The organism is Mycobacterium tuberculosis H37Rv (assembly GCF_000195955.2).
GTDB lineage: Bacteria > Actinomycetota > Actinomycetes > Mycobacteriales > Mycobacteriaceae > Mycobacterium > Mycobacterium tuberculosis.
This window is the reverse complement of sequence record NC_000962.3, coordinates 2,225,378-2,240,100: the sequence shown is the minus strand read 5'-3', so window position 1 is coordinate 2,240,100 and position 14,723 is coordinate 2,225,378. Positions and strand designations below refer to the sequence as shown.

The window sequence follows — 14,723 nt, the reverse complement described above, 5'->3', positions numbered from 1 at the left end:
CGCCGGTGTGGATCAGGGCCGTAAGTCATCCACTGCAGGGACCTACGGTCCAGCGCTGCTGGCCCGGCCCGACGTTGCCCAATCACGGTTCGGACGGGGCTTTCCGCGCGGGTGGGCACCACCCGAGCAGATCGCACAGGCCCTCAGGCCGGCACTGCCGGATCTTGGGGGATTCGGGCGACGATAACCGGAGCCTGACCGGAATTGACCACCGCTCTGCTGACTGAGCCGAGATGCATGCCGGGGAACCCCCCGCGGCCGTGGCTGCCAACCACCACAAGCTGAGCGGTTTGTGCCAATTCGAGCAGGCGGGGTGCCGGTCGATCGCACACCACGACTTTGTGCACGACGACATCGGGATACCGGTCTTGCCATCCGCTCAGACGCCGGGCGAGCATTTTCTCCTGCTCGTCTTCGAGGTTTCTCCATTCGATCGGCGCCCAATTGAGCCTAGGAAAGTCGAGGGGGCCCATGTCGCTCCACGCGTGCAGCGCCACCAAGTCCACGCCGCGGCGCGATGCCTCGTCGAAGGCGATCTCGGCCGCCAATCCCGAGGTGGGCGAGCCGTCGATGCCCACCACAACCGGCGCGTGCGGCGGGCGCGCCGGTCGCGGCTCCTCGGGTATTACGGCGACAGGGCCATGAGCGTGGCGAACCAGGCTTGAGCTGACCGATCCCAGCAAGGCGCCGGCTACGGCGCCCTGACCTCGGTAGCCCAGCACGACCATCGCGACCTGCCTGGAGATGTTGGCCAGCGTGGGCACTATCTGGCCGTGCAGCACTTCGCCGGTGATTTGCGCGGCGCGACCTGAGGAGGATGCCTCGAGGGCGACCTTGTGGGCCTGTTCGACGATTTGGTGCGCTTGGGCGACCAGGTACGAGTGTTCGACGATTTCGCGCTTTTGGGCTTCTTGAAACCGCGAATACTCAAATGCCCACCCTTCCGGGGCGGTTATTACCGGGGGCACGACCTGCACCACGCGGAGCGCAACGTTGCGCATCTGCGCATCGCGCGCGGCCCATTCGACTGCCGTATGCGAGCAGGGTGAACCATCCACACCGACCACGATTCCGAGGTTCGTTTGTTGGGCTGACATTGGCGTCCCCTCTGCATGGGTGTACTACCGACGTTAGCCAGCTGTCGCGATCGCGTCAGGAGGCGATGGTCCCTAACCCAAGGGCATTAGTGTCTTTAGCTGGGGGTGAACTGGCTCAGGTCGTAGATGCCAAGGCTTTTTTCGATATCGGCGACCTTGTCGACCACCGATTGAAAACCGGCCTCGCCAAAGCGCCGGTGCTCCTCGTCTTCAAAGGTCTCGGCCATGTCGCGAAACTCGACAGCGGACATCACGTCGCGCAACGCCGGGAAAACGACCGTGTCCTCGCGCGCCTCATGCGGCTCAAACATTCGGATGTACGCTGCCATGTCTTGGGCCAGGGTGTCTCGCGCAGGCTGATCGAATGCAGCCGCTGCAGTGGTGGCGGCGAGTACCCGGTCCGTGAGCACCCGGCCGCGCTGATGCTGGGTGCGCAAGACCGAGGTGATGTCCGTGAGCTTGCCGGCTTGTTCCAGCTTGGGGAAGACGTATTGCTCTTCCAGCTGTCCGTGGTAGTCCTCGATGAAGCGTCGAATGATCTGCGCGCTTTCGTTCAGTGCTGGAGCGGGACTCTGATCATCGGCTTGGAGGCGGCGGATCCCCTCGCGATAGATCAGCAGGATGCGTTTGAGCACTCCGTGTTCGCGCATCAAGTCCTCGGGCGCGGTGACCGGGACTTCCTGTTCCGGGGTTGTGTCGGGCCGGCCTTTGCCGGGCTCGGGCGGCGACCCACTACACGCCGAAAGCGCGATCACACCGGCTGCGGATGCTGAGATCTCGAGCAGGTGACGACGGCCGACGGCCGCCGGTGGTGTCTGTTTCATGACGGTCACACCTTTCGTCGCAGCGCCGCTGGCCACCACCCGAGCCCGCCAGCTATCGGCTCGGGATATCGGTTAACGATATCGTGAGTTGGCGGCTCTGCGGCCGGAAGCTTGTGACGCGCGCCGATCATATCTGCTATGGATGTACAATTCAGCTCTTGCTGTTATACCAGTATATGGTGTACTATTTGATCTATGCTGACGTGTGAGATGCGGGAATCGGCCCTGGCTCGACTCGGCCGGGCTCTGGCTGATCCGACGCGGTGCCGGATTCTGGTGGCGTTGCTGGATGGCGTTTGCTATCCCGGCCAGCTAGCTGCGCACCTCGGGTTGACCCGATCGAATGTGTCCAACCATCTGTCGTGTTTGCGGGGCTGCGGGCTGGTAGTCGCAACCTATGAGGGCCGGCAGGTTCGGTATGCGCTGGCCGACAGTCACCTGGCGCGAGCCTTGGGCGAGTTGGTCCAGGTCGTTCTCGCGGTGGATACCGACCAACCCTGTGTCGCCGAGCGCGCCGCGTCCGGGGAGGCGGTCGAGATGACAGGTAGCTGAGCAGCAGACGACACGACTTGTGGTTACAGGACAAAGCAAAGGAGAACTGACCGTGGTTACGCATGAGCTATTGGTTAAGGCGGCCGGGGCGGTGCTCACCGGACTGGTCGGGGTGAGCGCCTACGAAACGCTGCGCAAAGCGCTGGGTACGGCGCCCATTCGCCGGGCGTCGGTGACCGTGATGGAGTGGGGCCTGCGCGGAACCCGGCGCGCGGAGGCGGCGGCCGAGTCGGCCCGGCTGACAGTCGCCGACGTCGTTGCCGAGGCTCGCGGGCGCATCGGTGAGGAGGCGCCCCTGCCCGCTGGCGCCAGGGTCGACGAGTGACGACTGTAGTTGACGCCGAGGTCCAGCTGACCGTTGTATCCGATGCAGCCGGGCGGATGCGTGTGCAGGCCACCGGGTTTCAGTTCGACGCGGGACGGGCCGTTGCGATCGAGGACACCGTCGGCAAGGTGGCCGGTGTGCAGGCCGTGCATGCCTATCCGCGGACGGCATCCATTGTGATCTGGTATTCACGCGCAATCTGCGACACCGCTGCCATCCTGTCGGCAATCATCGATGCCGAGACCGTCCCTGCGGCGGCGGTGCCCGCGTATGCTTCGCGCTCGGCCAGTAACCGCAAGGCCGGGGTAGTGCAGAAAATCATCGACTGGAGCACGCGAACACTATCAGGAGTTCGGCGTGACGTGGCCGCGCAGCCATCGGGGGAGACGAGCGATGCCTGCTGCGACGGCGAGGACAACGAGGACCGCGAGCCGGAGCAGCTCTGGCAAGTCGCCAAACTGCGGCGAGCCGCATTCTCCGGAGTGTTGCTGACCGCGTCGCTAGTTGCCGCATGGGCTTATCCGCTGTGGCCGGTCGTACTGGGACTGAAGGCCCTTGCGCTGGCGGTTGGGGCCTCGACATTCGTGCCCTCCAGCCTCAAACGACTGGCCGAAGGCCGCGTCGGCGTAGGCACCCTGATGACCATCGCCGCGCTGGGCGCTGTCGCACTTGGCGAGCTGGGTGAGGCCGCTACGCTGGCGTTTCTGTTCTCGATCAGCGAAGGCTTGGAGGAATACGCGACGGCGCGCACTCGCCGTGGCCTGCGCGCCCTGCTGTCGCTGGTGCCGGATCAGGCCACAGTTCTGCGGGAGGGCACCGAAACCATCGTGGCCTCAACCGAATTGCACGTCGGTGACCAGATGATCGTTAAACCGGGCGAACGCCTGGCCACCGACGGCATCATTCGTGCCGGGCGCACCGCCCTGGATGTCTCCGCGATCACCGGCGAATCGGTGCCGGTCGAGGTTGGACCCGGTGACGAAGTGTTCGCCGGGTCGATCAACGGCTTGGGCGTGCTGCAGGTGGGGGTCACCGCTACCGCGGCCAACAACTCGCTGGCGCGCATCGTGCACATCGTGGAGGCCGAACAGGTCCGAAAAGGTGCTAGTCAGCGGCTAGCCGACTGTATCGCGCGACCGTTGGTGCCCAGCATCATGATCGCCGCGGCGCTGATCGCCGGGACCGGCAGCGTCTTGGGTAATCCGCTGGTCTGGATCGAACGCGCGCTCGTGGTATTAGTCGCCGCCGCCCCGTGCGCGCTGGCCATCGCCGTTCCGGTCACCGTGGTCGCGTCCATCGGCGCCGCCTCCAGACTCGGCGTGCTCATCAAGGGCGGCGCCGCGCTGGAAACCCTGGGCACCATCCGCGCGGTAGCCCTGGACAAAACCGGTACGTTAACCGCCAACCGGCCCGTCGTCATCGACGTCGCCACCACAAACGGCGCTACCCGCGAGGAAGTGTTGGCGGTGGCAGCCGCCCTGGAAGCCCGCAGCGAACATCCCCTGGCTGTGGCCGTGCTTGCCGCGACCCAAGCGACGACCGCCGCCAGCGACGTGCAAGCCGTCCCGGGCGCCGGGCTGATAGGCCGCCTCGACGGGCGGGTGGTGCGACTGGGGCGACCCGGCTGGCTCGATGCCGCCGAGCTCGCAGATCATGTGGCGTGCATGCAACAAGCCGGCGCCACAGCGGTTCTCGTCGAACGCGACCAGCAGCTGCTTGGTGCCATCGCCGTGCGCGACGAACTACGCCCGGAAGCCGCCGAGGTGGTGGCCGGGCTGCGCACCGGCGGCTACCAGGTGACGATGCTCACCGGCGACAACCATGCCACCGCTGCCGCCCTGGCAGCCCAAGCCGGCATCGAGCAGGTACATGCCGAATTGCGGCCCGAGGACAAGGCTCATCTGGTCGCACAGCTGCGGGCTCGGCAACCCACCGCGATGGTCGGCGACGGAGTCAACGACGCTCCGGCCCTGGCCGCCGCCGACCTGGGAATCGCGATGGGCGCCATGGGAACCGACGTCGCCATCGAAACCGCCGACGTCGCCCTGATGGGCCAAGACCTGCGGCATCTGCCCCAAGCCCTAGACCATGCCCGGCGCTCGCGGCAGATCATGGTGCAAAACGTCGGATTGTCCCTAAGTATCATCACCGTGCTGATGCCGCTGGCGTTGTTCGGGATCCTCGGACTGGCCGCGGTCGTGCTTGTGCACGAGTTCACCGAGGTCATCGTCATCGCCAACGGCGTGCGGGCCGGACGCATCAAACCACTTGCCGGGCCACCCAAGACACCTGATCGGACTATCCCGGGGTAGCGACGCGCGGAATCGTGGAGTGTGTTTGGACCAGCAATAGCGTCACTGTGACGAAACAGCCGCCGTCTTCTGGAAGTTATACCCGGTTATACTATCTGTATGAAGACAGCTATTTCTCTGCCGGATGAGACGTTCGATCGGGTATCGCGGCGTGCGAGTGAGCTCGGCATGAGTCGGTCCGAGTTCTTCACGAAGGCTGCGCAGCGCTACCTGCACGAGCTGGACGCCCAATTGCTCACGGGCCAGATCGACAGGGCTCTAGAGAGCATCCATGGCACCGACGAAGCGGAGGCCCTCGCCGTGGCCAACGCATACCGCGTGCTAGAAACCATGGACGATGAGTGGTGATTAGTCGTGCCGAGATCTACTGGGCTGACCTCGGGCCGCCATCAGGCAGTCAGCCGGCGAAGCGCCGCCCGGTGCTCGTAATCCAGTCAGATCCGTACAACGCAAGTCGCCTTGCCACTGTGATCGCAGCGGTGATCACGTCCAATACGGCGCTGGCGGCAATGCCCGGCAACGTGTTCTTGCCCGCGACCACAACGCGACTGCCACGTGACTCGGTCGTCAACGTCACGGCGATTGTCACGCTCAACAAGACTGACCTCACCGACCGAGTTGGGGAGGTGCCAGCGAGCTTGATGCACGAGGTTGACCGAGGACTTCGTCGCGTACTGGACCTTTGACACTGCGCCACGCGACAATTCGTCACGGTGACGTTCCTGCTTGGTGTAAGCCCCCCCGCCGGGGGAACTACTCGCCGGAGGTGGTGTTGTGGGCAGGCTTGAGGGCAAGGTTGCATTCATTACGGGCGTGGCTCGGGGTCAAGGCCGTTCGCATGCGGTCCGCCTAGCCGACGGCCAAGCGCGTGCGCTCGGCAAGGTCGATGTTGAGGCGTGCGGTGCGCTCGTTGGTGAGGTAGAAGTGTGGGGCCGTGACGTGCGTGACGATCGACGGGTGTTTGTCGAGAGTCCTGCCGACGAGTTCGGCGCGTGCCGCCGCGTCGCGCGTCAGGGCATCCGTGTCGTAGGGCTGCCCGTTTCACAGAGGGAACTTGTCGAGCCCGAAGCCGGGTGCGCGGCGAGGCGCTCGGCTGCTGGCTCCCAGTAGACATCTAGGCCTGCGTCGACTGCGGCTGCGGCAGCGTCGTGCTGGTGACGAGTGGCGTTGGTGTCCAGCGTGATCGCAGTGGTGCCGGCGTGGTCGCGGGACAGGAAGTCCTCGACCGGTTTGTGATCACCCGGCCCGAGCCGAAACTGAATGCCCATCGTCGTGAAGTTCCTCTCGCATCGACGCCTCGGTTCGTGTCATAATACATGACAAATCAATAGACAAAAGGAAGACAGGCTGCCCATGGGAGTAAATGTGCTCGCCTCGACCGTGTCGGGTGCGATCGAGCGCTTGGGATTGACCTACGAGGAAGTCGGTGACATCGTCGATGCCTCGCCGCGTTCCGTGGCGCGATGGACCGCAGGTCAGGTGGTTCCCCAACGCCTCAACAAGCAACGACTTATCGAGCTGGCCTATGTCGCCGACGCCCTCGCGGAAGTGCTGCCGCGTGACCAGGCGAACGTGTGGATGTTTTCGCCGAATCGGTTACTGGAACACCGCAAGCCTGCCGACCTCGTGCGAGACGGCGAGTACCAACGCGTGTTGGCGCTCATCGACGCGATGGCGGAGGGAGTGTTCGTGTGAGCGATGCCCTCGATGAAGGGCTCGTCCAGCGTATCGACGCACGCGGAACAATTGAGTGGTCGGAAACGTGCTACCGGTATACCGGCGCGCACCGTGACGCCTTGTCCGGTGAGGGCGCGCGCAGATTCGGAGGCAGGTGGAATCCGCCGCTGCTCTTTCCGGCGATCTATCTTGCTGATTCCGCCCAAGCCTGCATGGTTGAGGTGGAACGGGCGGCGCAAGCGGCTTCAACGACCGCAGAGAAGATGCTCGAGGCGGCCTACCGACTACACACGATCGACGTCACGGACCTGGCCGTCCTCGATCTGACAACCCCGCAAGCTCGGGAAGCCGTGGGGCTCGAGAACGACGACATCTATGGCGACGACTGGTCAGGGTGCCAGGCGGTCGGACATGCGGCCTGGTTCTTGCACATGCAAGGTGTCCTCGTGCCGGCGGCGGGCGGTGTCGGCCTCGTTGTCACCGCGTATGAACAGCGAACTCGGCCGGGCCAACTACAACTGCGACAAAGCGTCGATCTGACGCCTGCTCTTTACCAAGAACTTCGAGCCACGTAGCTGGCCAGCTTGGCGCAGAGAAGGATGCCGCTGTGCCATGGTCATCGTAAGGAGCAACTCGCATCACTTATAAGCCGATAAGCGACATTATGTCAAGTGAAGCTGGTCGTATTGGGTTAGCTGCGCCGTTTGTGCTAGCGGGCACGCTCCTTGTGCGTGCTGCGGCAGCGAGCGTGTCGTCAAAGGTTGCGAGGCTTGCCTGGTGATGAATTGCCACATCCGGCACGCAGCAATCAGGTAGTTTTAGCCCGCTGCTAGCGCGTAGTTCGGCGAGACGCAGCAGCTCGCCATCGTCGTACGGCGCAACGACGCTACCCGCGGAACGCGGATCGTCGAGCATCGATGATCAGGCGCCGCAATAATTTGGAACGGGGCTCGCCAGGCCATCGCTGGGCGGCCCGGTCCAATGCCTGAGCTACCTCCGGGGTTTCGGTTATTTGGTAGCGCGGACGAGTGGTCGACATAGAACGAAGTGTGCCACTTCTAGCAAAGGTGGTACACCTACTGGCGGCCGCGGGTTTACCGCCCCTGCCAGTCACCGCACTTCCGGCGGCGGACGACGAGCACCGCGGAATCCACATGCGGCGGTGGCAGGAACGCGCGCCGTGGCAGCATGAGGCCGACGGTCAGGGTGAACCTTCGCGCGTTGCGAGAAGCGAATTTACATACGAGGGCTCGCTGCAGCACGAGATCGGCCGCGACAAGCCCGCTGTTGGGTGCCAGCAGCGTCCGCAGCAGGCGGGACGAAATCCCGTACGGCGGGTTCGCCACAACCCGGAACGGCCGGCCGGGCAACCGGATCGAGGCGGCGTCCGCGTGCACCACGGTAATGCCAGGGAATCGCTCGCGGAGGACACCGACTCGTCGCGGGTGCAACTCCACGGCGACCACCCGCGCCCCCGCTCGCACTAGATGCGCCGTCAGTGCCCCTTCGCCGGCGCCGATGTCAAACACGAGCTCACCGGGCCGCACTGCGGCCGCGCTGACTACCCGCGCTGCCCATTCGTCATGGAGCCGGTGCCAGCCCCATGCCCGTCGCGACCGTCCGAGGGCGGACACGACGTACCGTCACTGCGTAGATGCCCACGCGCCCGACCGTAGCCCGCCACCGGCACTGCGATCAATCCAATTTCTCGGTTCAGGCAACCTTCTGGTCATCACCAGCCCCAGGGCTCTGGCGCCGTCCGCATCAACTCCGAGATGACGTTGGCCGTGACGACCCACTAGACCCACCTGGCAGTAGCCGCATTGTTGCAGTCGGCGAGCCTCAGTGCGCAGTCGCGTCTAGGTGCAAGGATATTGCCCGTTGAGCAGACAACTCGACGGCGGCGAGTAAGAACCGGTCAGCCCGCCTCTTAGGCCGCCCGTGGCTGAACCACCGGGGGCAATGATGCGATTCCAATTCGCTGGGCTGAGAACGTAGTGCGTGCCAGATCGTGCAACGGTGCTATTCCATGTGTGCAAGACGGATTCTCCTGCCGGCAAGTCGAATTCAAGCTTCCAATCGGTTAGCGGCGCCGTGCTCGAGTTTGTGATGGTGAAGCGGGCGATGAAACCGGTCTGCCACGTCGATGTCACCGACAACGTCGCCCTGGCCGTCGCCGCACTAGCGACCGGGGTGATGGCGAGTCCGAGGATGGCAACTATCAATGCCGACACGGTTGCGTGAAGCGCTGTCCGCCAGCGCCTCACGTAAATGTTCAGTCCGGCCATGACAGCCAACACTAATGCCAATGAGGCGATATCGGCCGTCTCCTCGCGAGCAAGCTACAGCAACTTTGCTCAACCGCAACCGTGATGAAATTTGGCCTCGACCCACCCTGAACCAGATATCGGCCCGGCCGAACGCGAACTTGCGGACGGGGAAGGCCAGACAGCCTCGACCCCACTCCCCCGATTAGCGCCGTTCACCGTTCGCGACCGGTATCAACGGGCTACAGCTCCAACACGATCCGTAGGGCCGCGTCACGCCGAATGTGCACTGGTGGCGCCGACACGCCCGGGCGAGGCCGCCGTCGGCGTGTCAGCTGGTGACTGAGTTGTGCAGACTGACCGCGCGCCCTCCTGCCGAACGGTATGTGCCCATCGACGATCACGTGGTCCAACCCGCGTGTGCACACGTGCTGTACTAGGTCACGGTCAGCGAGATTCCCAGCGCAACCATCATGACCGCGATCAGGCCGTCGAGGATTCTCCACGAGCCGGGGTTGGTGAACAGCCCGCGCAACCGGCCGGCTCCGAACCCGAGGGTGGCGAACCATACCGCACTGGCTGTGACCGCGCCGAGGCCGAACAGCCAGCGCTGGTCGCTGTGCTCGTTGGCCAGCGCGCCTAGCAACACGACGGTGTCGAGGTAGACGTGTGGGTTGAGGAACGTGAATGCCGCACAGGTCACCAGGACCTCGGCTAAGCGAACCGGCGTGGCGCCAGATGGGATCAGCGCAACAGGTCGCCACGCCCGCCGGGCCGCAAGTAGCCCGTAGCCGATTAGGAAGGCGGCGCCGCCAAACTTGACGACATTGAGCGCACGCGGATGTGCGCCGATCAATGCGCCGAACCCCGCGATACCGGCGGCGATCAGCACGATGTCGGACACCGTGCACAGCGCCACCACCGGCAGCACGTGCTCACGCTGGATTCCCTGCCGCAGCACGAATGCGTTCTGCGCGCCAATCGCGGCGATCAGCGTGAAGCAGGCCAGGAAGCCGACGACCAGTGGTGAGTTCACGCAATCGACACTAGGCAGTTTGTATGGGTCAGTATAGCTAATAATTCTTCATTTACATTAGCATTATTAATGTGCAGTGCGACGCTCCGCAGATGGTCTACACCTGAGATGGTGGATCCGCAGCTTGACGGTCCACAGCTGGCCGCATTGGCTGCCGTGGTCGAACTGGGCAGCTTCGATGCGGCCGCGGAGCGCCTACATGTCACCCCGTCGGCTGTCAGTCAGCGCATCAAGTCGTTGGAGCAGCAGGTCGGCCAGGTGCTGGTGGTCAGGGAAAAGCCATGTCGGGCGACGACCGCAGGTATCCCGCTGTTGCGGTTGGCCGCGCAAACAGCGTTGCTCGAGTCCGAGGCGCTCGCTGAAATGGGTGGCAACGCGTCGCTGAAACGCACGCGGATCACCATTGCGGTAAACGCCGATTCCATGGCGACATGGTTTTCGGCCGTGTTCGACGGTCTCGGCGACGTCCTGCTCGACGTTCGGATCGAGGACCAGGACCATTCCGCGCGGCTGCTACGGGAGGGTGTGGCGATGGGCGCGGTGACCACCGAGCGGAACCCGGTGCCGGGCTGCCGGGTGCACCCGCTGGGTGAAATGCGCTACCTACCAGTGGCCAGCAGGCCATTCGTCCAGCGCCATCTATCCGACGGGTTCACTGCCGCCGCGGCGGCTAAAGCTCCGTCACTGGCGTGGAATCGTGACGATGGGCTGCAGGACATGTTGGTGCGTAAGGCCTTTCGTCGCGCCATCACCAGACCGACGCACTTTGTCCCGACCACAGAGGGCTTCACCGCCGCAGCGCGCGCCGGGCTGGGATGGGGCATGTTCCCCGAGAAGCTGGCAGCATCTCCGCTTGCCGATGGATCGTTCGTACGGGTCTGCGACATACACCTCGACGTCCCTCTCTATTGGCAATGCTGGAAACTGGACAGTCCGATCATCGCGCGAATTACCGACACGGTGAGGGCGGCGGCAAGCGGTCTGTACCGGGGCCAGCAACGCCGCCGCCGACCGGGTTGACCGACGCCAGCATGTTGTTGTGTTAGCGCGGCTTGGTCTCGATGTCCCGGCCTTGCTGGACCCGCTTCCTCAAACAGGTTGAACTTAACGACTCAGACGGAAACGCTTGAACCGCGACGTCGCTCCGGACACCAATTTGACTCGGCTCTTTGGCAATTGAAGGTGAGCTGCGAGCAGCCGGGTGACCGCATCGTTGGCCTTGCCATCAATCGCCGGCTCGCGGACGTAGATAATCAGCTCACCGTTGGGACCGACCTCGACCAGGGGTCCTTTGTGACTGCCGGGCTTGACGCGGACGACCACAGAGTCGGTCATCGCCTAAGGCTACCGTTCTGACCTGGGGCTGCGTGGGCGCCGACGACGTGAGGCACGTCATGTCTCAGCGGCCCACCGCCACCTCGGTCGCCGGCAGTATGTCAGCATGTGCAGATGACTCCACGCAGCCTTGTTCGCATCGTTGGTGTCGTGGTTGCGACGACCTTGGCGCTGGTGAGCGCACCCGCCGGCGGTCGTGCCGCGCATGCGGATCCGTGTTCGGACATCGCGGTCGTTTTCGCTCGCGGCACGCATCAGGCTTCTGGTCTTGGCGACGTCGGTGAGGCGTTCGTCGACTCGCTTACCTCGCAAGTTGGCGGGCGGTCGATTGGGGTCTACGCGGTGAACTACCCAGCAAGCGACGACTACCGCGCGAGCGCGTCAAACGGTTCCGATGATGCGAGCGCCCACATCCAGCGCACCGTCGCCAGCTGCCCGAACACCAGGATTGTGCTTGGTGGCTATTCGCAGGGTGCGACGGTCATCGATTTGTCCACCTCGGCGATGCCGCCCGCGGTGGCAGATCATGTCGCCGCTGTCGCCCTTTTCGGCGAGCCATCCAGTGGTTTCTCCAGCATGTTGTGGGGCGGCGGGTCGTTGCCGACAATCGGTCCGCTGTATAGCTCTAAGACCATAAACTTGTGTGCTCCCGACGATCCAATATGCACCGGAGGCGGCAATATTATGGCGCATGTTTCGTATGTTCAGTCGGGGATGACAAGCCAGGCGGCGACATTCGCGGCGAACAGGCTCGATCACGCCGGATGATCAAAGACTGTTGTCCCTATACCGCTGGGGCTGTAGTCGATGTACACCGGCTGGAATCTGAAGGGCAAGAACCCGGTATTCATCAGGCCGGATGAAATGACGGTCGGGCGGTAATCGTTTGTGTTGAACGCGTAGAGCCGATCACCGCCGGGGCTGGTGTAGACCTCAATGTTTGTGTTCGCCGGCAGGGTTCCGGATCCGATGACATATGACGGGATGGTTCCCGTTACCCCACCGGAATCGATGATCGAGGGGACGGGTATGGGAGTCCCACCATCGATCTTTACGTACAGGGTGGTGATCGGCGATCCGACGACCTCGACGTTGGGCGCAGGTAGCGGGTTGGGACCGAACACGAGCTCACCTGCGGGTGCGTCGATGAGCACTCCCTGGTTGAGGTCACCCGGTAACGCCATCGTCGGAATGCTGGGGCCTGGTCCCACCGCATTGGGCCCAACTCCCAGAACGCCGTCCACGCCGACGGCACCGAAATAGGCTTCGAACGGAGTTGTTGTCGGATCGGCCAGCAAGGCGCTGAAGTAGGTCGAAATGGCGAAGGGGGACGTTGGGATGGACAAGAGGACGACATTAACGGCGGTCGGCGCGGTGACGATGCCATTCCCGAAGTCCACCGTCGTGGTATACGTGGCGAAGATGTAGTACAGCCCCCCGCTGTAACCGCTGATGCTCAATCCGGTTGGGAGGCCCATGTGAAGCACTCCCAGGATTCCCCCGACATCCTCAGGCGAGACAACAAGACCAGCGGATCCGGTGTCGACCAGAATGGTTGACGTCGGTCCGCCGTTGACGTTGGCATGTACCGTCGGCTCTGTGACATGAATTATCTCCAGCGGGACGGTTCTGCCGTCGCCGCCTGGCCCACTGACGCCGTATCCGCCATACAACAGGCCGCCGCGGCCTCCGGCGCCGCCCGTGCCACGATCGACACCGACTCCATCACCGAGGCCGCCGGCTCCGCCGTTCGCTCCCCAGCCCAAAAGTCCTGCGGCACCGCCGGTTCCGCCGGCTCCACCACTCATGCCGGGGATGCTCGACGCGCCCCCGGGCCCGCCGATCCCGCCGTTGCCGAGCAGCCAGCCACCGTTGCCGCCGGCTCCCCCGGGGGCGTTGGGTCCGCCGGCTCCCCCGGCGCCGCCATTGCCGATCAACCCCGCGGAACCGCCGGCCCCGCCGCCGACCCCCGACGCCGTCGCGGAATAACCGTTGCCGCCGTTGCCGTACAGCAGCCCACCCGCCCCGCCATTCGGACTCGTTGCCGTCCCGGGTGCTCCGTCGCCGATTAGCGGACGCCCCAACAACGTTTCGGTTGGTGCATTGACCGCGCCCAGCAGATCGTGCTGCGCGGTCTGCAACTGTGACGCGATGGTGGCCTCCGCGGCCGCATACGATCCTGACGCCGAGTTCAGCGTCTGCACGAACTGTTGATGGAAAGCGCTCGCCTGCGCGCTGACCGCTTGATATTCCTGACCGAACCTGGCAAACAGCGCTGCCACCGCCGCCGATACCTCATCAGCGCCAGCGGCCGCAAGCGCGGTGGTCGAGGCGGCAGCCGCGGCATTCGCCGCGCGCAGTGTGGAACCTATGTTCTCCACATCCGCTGCCGCGGACGTCAAGAACTCGGGAACCACGACCAGAAATGACACGCCGCCCCTCCGCCTCGATCACCATCCCTGCGCGCATACAGCGTATCCAGACGCTGCCTTTGACATCTCGGATTTTCAGTAGCTACCGCACGGCACAGCACGCGTTAGGTAGATAGTGGCTATTTGCTGGTACCATCTACCTGTGGCGCTGAATATCAAAGACCCTGAGGTAGACCGACTAGCCGCCGAACTCGCTGACCGGCTGCACACCAGCAAGACTGCCGCCATCCGGCATGCCCTGTCTGCCCAGCTGGCGTTTTTGGAGTCGCGCGCCGGCGACCGTGAGGCACAACTTCTCGACATCTTGCGTACCGAAATCTGGCCCCTGCTTGCCGACCGCTCCCCCATCACCAAGCTCGAGCGCGAACAAATCCTCGGCTACGACCCCGCAACCGGAGTCTGAGCACCGCAATGATCGTGGACACAAGCGCCGTGGTGGCCCTGGTTCAAGGCGAGCGGCCGCACGCCACCCTGGTCGCGGCCGCCCTGGCCGGCGCCCATAGCCCCGTCATGTCTGCACCCACCGTCGCCGAATGCCTGATTGTCTTGACCGCCCGTCACGGCCCCGTTGCGCGCACGATCTTCGAACGACTTCGCAGCGAAATCGGCTTGAGCGTGTCATCTTTCACCGCCGAGCATGCCGCTGCCACGCAACGAGCCTTTCTGCGATACGGCAAGGGGCGCCACCGCGCGGCTCTCAACTTCGGAGACTGTATGACGTACGCGACCGCCCAGCTGGGCCACCAACCACTGCTGGCCGTCGGCAACGACTTCCCGCAAACCGACCTTGAGTTCCGCGGCGTCGTCGGCTACTGGCCAGGCGTCGCGTAACCGTATGCGCGGTGATCGCTGTTTGTAATGAGTTC

General features: G+C 64.2%; 18 protein-coding genes. 11 read left to right on the top strand and 7 right to left on the bottom strand.

Annotated elements, in window-relative coordinates:
• Nucleotides 1-143: 143 nt before the first annotated feature.
• Together Rv1996 and Rv1995 are read right to left on the bottom strand one after the other, a co-directional pair.
• Complete coding sequence (locus Rv1996) at nucleotides 144-1,097, bottom strand: universal stress protein (protein ID NP_216512.1); 954 nt, start codon at nucleotides 1,095-1,097, stop codon at nucleotides 144-146.
• Nucleotides 1,098-1,192: 95 nt separating this feature from the next.
• Nucleotides 1,193-1,960 carry a hypothetical protein gene (locus tag Rv1995; protein ID NP_216511.1) on the bottom strand — a complete coding sequence of 256 codons (768 nt, stop codon included), beginning with the start codon at nucleotides 1,958-1,960 and terminating at the stop codon, nucleotides 1,193-1,195.
• 156 nt (nucleotides 1,961-2,116) lie between these two features.
• Here Rv1995 and cmtR point away from each other — a divergent pair, with 156 nt between their 5' ends.
• The 7 genes from cmtR (at nucleotide 2,117) to Rv1989c (ending at nucleotide 7,362) form a co-directional block, all read left to right on the top strand.
• A complete protein-coding gene (gene cmtR, locus Rv1994c; RefSeq protein NP_216510.1) occupies nucleotides 2,117-2,473 on the top strand; it encodes an HTH-type transcriptional regulator CmtR in 357 nt (118 codons plus the stop codon).
• A 52-nt stretch (nucleotides 2,474-2,525) separates the two neighbouring features.
• A complete protein-coding gene (locus Rv1993c; RefSeq protein ID NP_216509.1) occupies nucleotides 2,526-2,798 on the top strand; it encodes a hypothetical protein in 273 nt (90 codons plus the stop codon).
• The gene (gene ctpG, locus Rv1992c; protein ID NP_216508.1) at nucleotides 2,795-5,110 is read left to right on the top strand and encodes a cation transporter ATPase G; all 2,316 of its coding nucleotides are present in this window, start codon (nucleotides 2,795-2,797) and stop codon (nucleotides 5,108-5,110) included. The genes Rv1993c and ctpG overlap by 4 nt, the downstream gene beginning before the upstream one ends.
• Before the next feature lie 99 nt (nucleotides 5,111-5,209).
• Entirely contained in the window at nucleotides 5,210-5,458 is a 249-nt protein-coding gene (gene mazE6 / locus Rv1991A; protein ID YP_007410673.1) for an antitoxin MazE6, read from the top strand.
• Nucleotides 5,452-5,796: an mRNA interferase MazF6 gene (gene mazF6, locus Rv1991c; RefSeq protein ID NP_216507.1), complete on the top strand. Its 345-nt coding sequence runs from the start codon at nucleotides 5,452-5,454 to the stop codon at nucleotides 5,794-5,796. The genes mazE6 and mazF6 overlap by 7 nt, the downstream gene beginning before the upstream one ends.
• Nucleotides 5,797-6,463: 667 nt before the next feature.
• Complete coding sequence (locus Rv1990c; protein ID NP_216506.1) at nucleotides 6,464-6,805, top strand: transcriptional regulator; 342 nt, start codon at nucleotides 6,464-6,466, stop codon at nucleotides 6,803-6,805.
• Nucleotides 6,802-7,362 (top strand): hypothetical protein, encoded by a 561-nt coding sequence (locus Rv1989c; RefSeq protein ID NP_216505.1) that lies wholly within the window; start codon nucleotides 6,802-6,804, stop codon nucleotides 7,360-7,362. The genes Rv1990c and Rv1989c overlap by 4 nt, the downstream gene beginning before the upstream one ends.
• A 519-nt stretch (nucleotides 7,363-7,881) precedes the next feature.
• Here Rv1989c and erm(37) read toward each other — a convergent pair.
• The 3 genes from erm(37) to Rv1986 all read right to left on the bottom strand — a co-directional run bounded on the left by erm(37) (nucleotide 7,882) and on the right by Rv1986 (nucleotide 10,090).
• On the bottom strand, nucleotides 7,882-8,421 hold the full coding sequence (gene erm(37), locus Rv1988) for a 23S rRNA (adenine(2058)-N(6))-methyltransferase Erm(37) (RefSeq protein NP_216504.1): 540 nt from the start codon (nucleotides 8,419-8,421) through the stop codon (nucleotides 7,882-7,884).
• Between the two features lie 225 nt (nucleotides 8,422-8,646).
• On the bottom strand, nucleotides 8,647-9,075 hold the full coding sequence (locus tag Rv1987) for a chitinase (protein NP_216503.1): 429 nt from the start codon (nucleotides 9,073-9,075) through the stop codon (nucleotides 8,647-8,649).
• A 415-nt stretch (nucleotides 9,076-9,490) separates the two neighbouring features.
• The gene (locus tag Rv1986) at nucleotides 9,491-10,090 is read right to left on the bottom strand and encodes an amino acid transporter (protein ID NP_216502.1); all 600 of its coding nucleotides are present in this window, start codon (nucleotides 10,088-10,090) and stop codon (nucleotides 9,491-9,493) included.
• 108 nt (nucleotides 10,091-10,198) lie between these two features.
• Between Rv1986 and Rv1985c the strand changes: the two genes are divergently transcribed.
• Nucleotides 10,199-11,110 carry an HTH-type transcriptional regulator gene (locus Rv1985c; RefSeq protein NP_216501.1) on the top strand — a complete coding sequence of 304 codons (912 nt, stop codon included), beginning with the start codon at nucleotides 10,199-10,201 and terminating at the stop codon, nucleotides 11,108-11,110.
• Between the two features lie 84 nt (nucleotides 11,111-11,194).
• Here the strand turns inward: Rv1985c and RV1984a are convergent, their stop codons facing one another.
• Nucleotides 11,195-11,425 (bottom strand): hypothetical protein, encoded by a 231-nt coding sequence (locus RV1984a; protein YP_009030034.1) that lies wholly within the window; start codon nucleotides 11,423-11,425, stop codon nucleotides 11,195-11,197.
• 114 nt (nucleotides 11,426-11,539) lie between these two features.
• On the opposite strand from RV1984a, the gene cfp21 reads away from it, so the two are divergent.
• Nucleotides 11,540-12,193, top strand: coding sequence for a cutinase (cfp21, locus tag Rv1984c; RefSeq protein NP_216500.1), 654 nt, complete (start codon nucleotides 11,540-11,542; stop codon nucleotides 12,191-12,193).
• On the opposite strand, the gene PE_PGRS35 is transcribed toward cfp21, so the two are convergent.
• Nucleotides 12,181-13,857 (bottom strand): PE-PGRS family protein PE_PGRS35, encoded by a 1,677-nt coding sequence (PE_PGRS35, locus tag Rv1983; protein YP_177854.1) that lies wholly within the window; start codon nucleotides 13,855-13,857, stop codon nucleotides 12,181-12,183. The two genes, cfp21 and PE_PGRS35, sit on opposite strands and share 13 nt — an antisense overlap.
• Nucleotides 13,858-13,999: 142 nt before the next feature.
• On the opposite strand from PE_PGRS35, the gene vapB36 reads away from it, so the two are divergent.
• Both vapB36 and vapC36 read left to right on the top strand, forming a co-directional pair.
• Entirely contained in the window at nucleotides 14,000-14,260 is a 261-nt protein-coding gene (vapB36, locus tag Rv1982A; RefSeq protein YP_004837054.1) for an antitoxin VapB36, read from the top strand.
• A gap of 8 nt (nucleotides 14,261-14,268) precedes the next feature.
• On the top strand, nucleotides 14,269-14,688 hold the full coding sequence (gene vapC36, locus Rv1982c) for a ribonuclease VapC36 (RefSeq protein NP_216498.1): 420 nt from the start codon (nucleotides 14,269-14,271) through the stop codon (nucleotides 14,686-14,688).
• The last annotated feature ends 35 nt before the right edge of the window (nucleotides 14,689-14,723 follow it).